6 protein-coding genes are annotated in these 7,072 nt (G+C 55.1%); 5 read left to right on the top strand and 1 reads right to left on the bottom strand.

Features of this window, described 5'->3' with window-relative positions; translation table 11 throughout:
- Window positions 1–718, top strand: a 718-nt coding sequence (locus VFE46_18530; protein HZZ29999.1) for a heparin lyase I family protein, incomplete at its 5' end; no start/stop codon positions are given.
- Between the two features lie 39 nt (window positions 719–757).
- Here the strand turns inward: VFE46_18530 and VFE46_18525 are convergent.
- Window positions 758–1,351, bottom strand: coding sequence for a hypothetical protein (locus tag VFE46_18525; protein HZZ29998.1), 594 nt, complete (start codon window positions 1,349–1,351; stop codon window positions 758–760).
- A 176-nt stretch (window positions 1,352–1,527) separates the two neighbouring features.
- On the opposite strand from VFE46_18525, the gene VFE46_18520 reads away from it, so the two are divergent.
- The 4 genes from VFE46_18520 to VFE46_18505 form a co-directional block, all read left to right on the top strand.
- On the top strand, window positions 1,528–2,010 hold the full coding sequence (locus tag VFE46_18520) for a (2Fe-2S)-binding protein (GenBank protein HZZ29997.1): 483 nt from the start codon (window positions 1,528–1,530) through the stop codon (window positions 2,008–2,010).
- Between the two features lie 2 nt (window positions 2,011–2,012).
- Complete coding sequence (locus VFE46_18515) at window positions 2,013–4,370, top strand: molybdopterin cofactor-binding domain-containing protein (protein ID HZZ29996.1); 2,358 nt, start codon at window positions 2,013–2,015, stop codon at window positions 4,368–4,370.
- Window positions 4,371–4,373: 3 nt separating this feature from the next.
- A complete protein-coding gene (locus tag VFE46_18510; protein HZZ29995.1) occupies window positions 4,374–4,973 on the top strand; it encodes a nucleotidyltransferase family protein in 600 nt (199 codons plus the stop codon).
- Window positions 4,974–5,254: 281 nt separating this feature from the next.
- The coding region (locus VFE46_18505) for a TolC family protein (GenBank protein ID HZZ29994.1) at window positions 5,255–7,072 on the top strand (1,818 nt) is incomplete at its 3' end.

Below are 7,072 nucleotides of genomic sequence, written 5' to 3'. Positions count from 1 at the left end.
TATTCAAACCGTGACTGCCGAGCATTACTCGGGCAATTCCGCACTGCAAATTCAAATTGATGGCCGCGACGAAATCGACACCACCAAAGCGGCATACAAAGCCTCGATCGATAGCGTTACATCCTATGACAAATTTTCGCCGCGGGTGCTTGAGCCAGCAGATTTTTATCACGGCTTTGCGATGAAAATCGATCCGTCTTATTACAAACTGCCGGCAACGGGCGATTTACTGTTCGAACAGTGGTGGCAGGGCTCGCCGTATCATCCGCCCGTATCGCTGGTAATTGTTAGCCCGGCCGATTGCGCAGCTCACGGTTGGAACAATACCGGCCGCAACGGCAACTTCGCACTCATCCTCCGCGACGATGAACACGACGCTTTGAGCACTACGCCCGGCGAGTCGCAGTACTTCAATCTTGGCCCAGTTGTTACGGGTCAGTGGATGCGTTGGCTCGTACACGTGCGGCCATCGGCGGCAACGGCCGAAGGCGCCATCACAATCACGCTTAACGATCAAGAAGAGCTGAAACTTGAACACGTTAAAGTCGGCTACAACCCTGACAATCCGCAATACAACGATCACAAGCCTTCGCGGCACATCGCCGGCGTGAACGTGTGCCTGTACCGCATGAATGGACAGAGCTTTCAGCGATTCTTCTTCGACGAAATCAAATTCGCCGACCGTTATGAAGATGCGGCTACTCCCGCCCAACCCTAACCGGCTGACTGCCGGACGCCGTCCACAAGCGCCAACCACTTACTTCACGGGCGTTGCTTTACCCATTGTTTCTTTGGCAGCTATCACAGTCGCAGGGCCATCAATGCGCTTTAAATCCATGCTTCCTTCATACCGCGAGCCCGTAAATTGAATTTTGAATACATCCTGTGTCAACGTGCCGGTCCATTGATACTCGGCGCCGTCAATCGTGGCCGTGCCTGTCACTGGATCACCGCAAAACTCAACGGTGTAGTCAAAATCGACATGTTCCCACATGCCCCAAAAACGCCCTTGCCAGTGCTCGTCAGAAATTTGTTTGACGATGCAATTGGCCGTGCCGTGTAACTTTTTGCTCTTGGTGGTTTGCCAAGTGCCAACATAACGGCCTTCGATTTTGCTCGGCGCGCCGTCTTTATTATTTGGAGCCACGGTCGGTTTATTTGGGGCTGCGTCGGCTTTGTTTGGCTTCCTGTCGGTTTTGATTGGCGACGTATTTGCCTTTGCCGCTGTTACGTTAGTTTTGTCAGTTGGTGTTGCGTCGTTTTTGACCACGACTGCGAGGGCAACGTTTTCCCACCCGGTCGTACACACTGCCAATCCCACAAGAAGATAGACCGTCGCGAGAGTTTTCATGTTTACCTCCGCGAATAATTTCGTTGCCCCTTGTTTTGAGCGGAATACAGTGCAAGTACTGTGCCTTGGCCCCCGATTCTGCCACAATTCTGTGCCCTTGCTGGACAATGAATTGACCTCGCGTTACGCTAAATGTCGCTGAGCTATCCCCTTTTCCTGTGTACAAGGGAATTTCTATGGGCGCGACGTTTACGCTGACCGTTAACGGCCAAAAGCAGCAAGTCGTTTCCGATCCACAGCGGTCACTGCTAGAAGTGCTCCGGGAAGATTTGCAGCTGCTGGGCACCAAATACGGATGCGGGGAAGCACGTTGCGGAGCATGCAGTGTGATTGTTGATGGCAAACGCGTGTTCTCCTGCCGCACAGCCATTGAAGATGTGGACGGAAAAACTGTCCGCACTATCGAAGGCTTGGCCGATGGAGACAAGCTCCACCCGGTGCAACAAGCGTTTTTGGAAGAGAATGCATTTCAGTGCGCGTACTGCACCTCGGGCATGATCATGTGCGCCTTAGCGCTCCTGGAAGAAAAGCCCAACCCAACCGACGCTGAAATCATCACCGGAATGAACCGCAATTTGTGTCGCTGCTGCAGCTATCCGAAAATCACCAACGCCGTGCGCCGCGCTGCCAAAACCGCTACCTTTGCAGGGAGGGCGTAACGATGAGCACTGTCGCGCTGCCTGAAAATAAAACCGCTGCCAAGGAATCGACCACCCATAATTTACCCAGCCTTACCGAGTCCAGCGCCCATAACGGACCCCAGCACCCACACTCCAACCCTCTTCCAGAAGGAGAGGGAGTATCCATCGTCGCCGTGCCCGATCCGGTTTCGCTGGCATATGACGAACCGGTCGATCGAATCGAGTTCAATTTCGGCGTCGATCGCCGCCGGGTTCTGCAAACCCTGGGTGCGGGTTTGCTGATCGCCGTCACCGAACCACTTTGGGCCCAAGTAAACGAAGAAGATGCCCTGCGCCGAGAAGCTGCGCAACGCAAAGGGGGAGGGAAAGGGGGCGTTCGTGGTGGTGGACAGCCGAAAGTGGCCGCTCGGCTGCACATTGGCGCCGATGGCAAGGTCACCCTGCTCACCGGCAAAGTTGAATGCGGCCAAGGTTCGCGGACCGAGTTCACCGAAGCGGCCGCCGAAGAATTGCGCCTGCCGGTTTCGGCCATCACGCTGGTCATGGCCGACACGGCCCTAGTGCCCAACGACGGCCTCACCGCCGGCAGCGGTTCTACTCCCAATACAGTGCCTTCCATTCGCCGAGCTGCTGCCGCGACGCGTCAAATTTTGATTGGTCTTGCGGCCAAAGGCTGGAATGTCGAGCCATCTGAAGTAGAAGTGCGCGACGGCAGAGTTATCCACACAGCTAGTAACCGAGATGCAACCTATGCCGATCTGGCTTCGTCTGCTGACGCCGCCAAAGCGTTCGACGATGTGCCTGCGCAGGTCGAAGTTACACCGGTAAAAAGTTGGAAGGTTATGGGCGTTCCTACCCCGCGGCCCAATCGGGAGGAGTTGGTAAATGGCAAGCATGTTTACCCATCCGATATAACACGGCCTGGCATGTTGTATGGGAAAGTACTGCGCGCTCCATCGTTTGGGTTGCAATCGAAGCCGGCCAAGCTGAAATCAGTCGACTTGAACGTCGCTAAAGCAATGGACGGTGTCGTGGTGACCAAAGACGGCGACTTCGTCGGTGTCGCCGCGCCAACTACATTTCGAGCAAATCAAGCGCTGGAGGCAATTGCCGCGACGGCTGAATGGGAGCACCCCTCACATCCCGACAGCGATCAACTATTCGAGCACCTCGAAAAAACCGCTCGTGGGGGCGTGTCAAAAAATCCCAACGCAGACGAAATGGCTGCGGCCGCCAAAACCGTGAAGCAAGATTATCACGTGGCTTACATCCAGCACTGCCCGATGGAACCGCGTTCCCAAGTGGCCGAATGGGAAGGCGACAAGCTGACCGTGTGGACTGCCTCGCAAAATCCCTTTGGCGTGCAAGGAGAATTGGCTCGCGCCTTCAGCATTCCGCAGGAAAAAGTACGTGTGATTGTGCCTGATTTTGGCGGTGGCTTTGGTGGTAAGCACTCCGGCGAATCGGCGATTGAAGCCGCACGGTTGGCAAAGGAAGCCGGCAAACCGGTGTTGCTGCATTGGACCCGGGCTGAGGAATTTACCTGGGCCTATTTCCGAGCTGCGGCACTGGTAAAGGCCGAAGCTAGTTTGGATTCCGACGGCAACATTACCAGTTGGTACTTTGTGAACATCAATCCGCCGGAACGGTCTGCGGTCGATCCGCCGTATCGTGTGGGAAAGAAGTTTGCCCAAATGCAAGCGGCTGCTGCACCGTTGCGGCATGGCTCCTATCGTGCGCTCAGCGCTACTGGCAATACTTTTGCTCGCGAAAGCCTGATGGACGAGCTGGCTGAAGCCGCGGGCAAAGACCCGCTGGAATTCCGGCTGGCTCATTTAGACGACCCACGCCTACGGGCAGTGTTGCAAGAAGCGACCTCACGATTCGATTGGACCACTCGCCGCGGCAAGAACGTTGAAAACGTTGGCATTGGCCTAGCCTGCGGGACCGACAAGAATTCGGTAGTGGCCGCTTGTGCCGAAGTGGAGGTCGATCCTAAGTCAGGCCAAATTTCGGTTCGTCATGTATGCGAAGTATTTGAAGCTGGCGCAATCATCAATCCCGAGAATTTACGCACCCAAGTGATGGGAGGCGTGATTATGGGTATTGGCGCCGCTTTGCGAGAGGAAATGAAATTTGCCGATGGCAAAATGCTGAATGCCGCCTTTTCCAAGTATTTGGTGCCGCGGTTTGATGACGTGCCGGAATTGGATATTGTTTTGCTCGATAAACCATTGCCTGGGCGGCCCGACGCTCCTTCGGCGGGCGCCGGCGAAACGCCGATCATTGCTGTTGCTCCGGCCATCGCCAACGCCGTATTCCACGCGACTGGCCAACGCATCCGCCAAATGCCAATTAAGCTTACGGCAACAACTTAATCGATGCCTGTGAACATCGCTGCTATCATTTTGGCGGCTGGTCGCTCGCAGCGGATGGGAACGCAGAAGCTGCTTTTGCCGTGGGCGAAGCAAACCGTGATTGGCCATATTGCCGACCAAATTATTGCCGCCGGCATCAACAAAATTGTTGCGGTAGTCGGTGCAGATCGCGACGCCGTGACAGACGCTCTGGCCGGGAGAGACCTTATTTTGGTCGAAAATCCAAATCCCGATGGCGACATGCTTAGTTCTATCCGTTGCGGACTGCAAGCACTGTCCCCCGAGTGCAGCGCCGCCTTGATTGCCTTAGGCGACCAACCTGGAATTCAAGCTGATTTCGTTTCCCAACTACTTCGGTTCTATGGTGATTCGAACGGCGCCATCGTTGCGCCCATAGCTGCTGGCAAGCGCGGTCATCCGGTAATTTTGCCGTCGCGATATTTTGCCGAAGTGCTAGAACACTTCGACGGTGTCGGATTACAAGGATTACTTCAAGTGCATTCCCATGACGTTCGGCTTCTCGCCGTTTCTAATGCGTCTGAGCTAGCAGATATGGACTACCCACAAGATTACGAGCGATTTCGTCGCGACTTGAAGGGTTAATCCAAATCGGCGGCATGCTAAGAAAACTGGGCGGTTTGCATAGCTGTAGTTGAGTCTACCGATCACAGCGAATTTGTGTTTTCGCCAAAGTCTACGGGCTGATGGGACCGATACCAAGCCTGCCATTTGTATCGGCAAGCGGCGCGCGCCATGGCGCGCACTGCTAGCAGCAAATGGTCCCGGGGGGGACGACGTGGATCGCTTCAGCGATTTTCGATGGCCAATAGCGCCCAGCGCGAGCAGCCATCGCCCAGCAGACTCCCACGGGGGTTTTGAAAGCAATGAATTACCGCATCCGATTCAGCCGCAGAGTATTGGTGTCGGCCTGCCTGCTTCTTTTGGCCGCGTGTGCCACGGGCTGTTCGCCTACCCAGCCGTTCTATTTCTCTGAGGATGGCGATCTGTCGCACTATGTGGGCTTGGCGACAAACATCGAGTATCCCGACACTAAGACGTGCAGCATTCAGGAAGTGAGCGATCCGCCGGCGCCATTGACGGTTAGCAATCCAAAACCGGAGGAAATGTGGGATTTATGCTTGTCCGATGCGGTCCGCATTGCGTTGGAGAACGGCAAGGTTATGCGCTCCTTGGGCGTGCGATTGTTTATTCAACCCAATACAGCACGCACACAGGTCACTCAAACGCCGGAAGTTTTGCTGACGCAATCGCCTAGCGTCCAGACGGTTTACGAACCGGCGTTGTTTGAAACCGATCCGGTGTTTGGCGTAGAAGGCGCCCTCTCCGCATTCGATGCCCAATTGCAGGCCAGCGCCGACTGGAATAAGCACGACGAACCGCAAAATATTATTGGCGGCATTAATCAGTTCCCTAACAACGTGTTCCACGGCGATACCGGTACGTTCCAAGCTGGCTTTACCAAAACAACGGCAACGGGTGCGGAAGTCACCGCGTTTGAAAACACCATCTACAACGACAGCAACAGCGGCTTTCAGCAAACCAGCAGCGACTGGACGCAAAACTTTGAATTGGGCTTCAAGCAACCGTTATTGCAGGGCGCTGGCAGCCTGTACAACCGCATTGCCGGTCCGTTCGATCCACTTCGCGGCATCGGCACCTATTTGCAATACGATGGCGTAATTATCGCCCGGATCCGTACCGACATTCGTTTGGCCGATTTTGAAGCCGGCGTGCGGAACTTTGTTGAAGATGTTGAAAACGCTTATTGGGAGCTTTATTTCGCCTATCGCAACCTAGAGGCCACCAAGGGGGGCCGCGATGCTGCTTTGCAAACCTGGAAAGAAATCCATGCCAAGTACGAGGTTGGAGCCCGCGGCGGCGAAGCCGATAAAGAAGCCCAATCGCGTGCTCAATACTTCCTGTTCCGCAGTTCGTTGGAAACTGCTCTGAACGACTTATACCGCGCTGAAAACCGGCTGCGCTACATGATGGGTCTGGCTGCAACCGATGGCCGGCTGATTCGCCCCTGCGACGAGCCAACCGACGCCAAGGTCTGCTTCGATTGGTCCGACATTCATGCCGAAGGCTTGTGCCGTTCCGTTGAGCTTCGTCAGGAAAAATGGCGCATCAAGCAAATGGAATTGCAGTTGATCGCTTCCAAGAACTTGTTGTTGCCCCGCTTGGATGTCGGCGGTAAGTACCGATTCTTGGGCGTGGGCCAGGATTTGATCGAACAACCGGGCACGCCGTTCTCAACAACTACGGGCGGCAACCTCGCTGGTACGGATGCATTCTCTACCTTGGCCAGCGGCAATTTCCAGGAATGGGAACTAAGTGCTCAGTTCAGCATGCCCATTGGCTTCCGCCAACCGTTGGCGGCCGTTCGCAATGCACAGCTGCAATTGGCTCGGGAACGTTCCATCCTGCAAGATCAAGAATTGGAATTGTCGCATCAACTGGCCGATGCTGTGCGCGACGTAGATACCAATTACGTGTTATCGCAAACAAACTTTAACCGCCGCATTGCTGCCCAGCAGCAGGTGGAAGCGGTCAAAGCCGCGTACGACGCCGGCACCGTCACTCTCGACTTGTTGCTGGAAGCCCAGCGCAACGAGGCGGATGCCGAAGCCGCTTACTATCGCTCGCTTACCGATTACAACAAAGCCATCATGTTGGTTCAC

The sequence above is a fragment of the Pirellulales bacterium genome, from assembly GCA_035656635.1.
Lineage (GTDB): Bacteria > Planctomycetota > Planctomycetia > Pirellulales > JADZDJ01 > DATJYL01.
Note: the sequence above shows the minus strand (reverse complement) of the source record. Positions and strands in the feature narration are given on the sequence as shown.

Coding starts and splice junctions, on each gene's coding strand:
- VFE46_18525 (HZZ29998.1), bottom strand. CDS start 1,351: ATGAAAACTCTCGCGACGGTCTATCTTCTTGTGGGATTGGCAGTGTGT.
- VFE46_18520 (HZZ29997.1), top strand. CDS start 1,528: ATGGGCGCGACGTTTACGCTGACCGTTAACGGCCAAAAGCAGCAAGTC.
- VFE46_18515 (HZZ29996.1), top strand. CDS start 2,013: ATGAGCACTGTCGCGCTGCCTGAAAATAAAACCGCTGCCAAGGAATCG.
- VFE46_18510 (HZZ29995.1), top strand. CDS start 4,374: ATGCCTGTGAACATCGCTGCTATCATTTTGGCGGCTGGTCGCTCGCAG.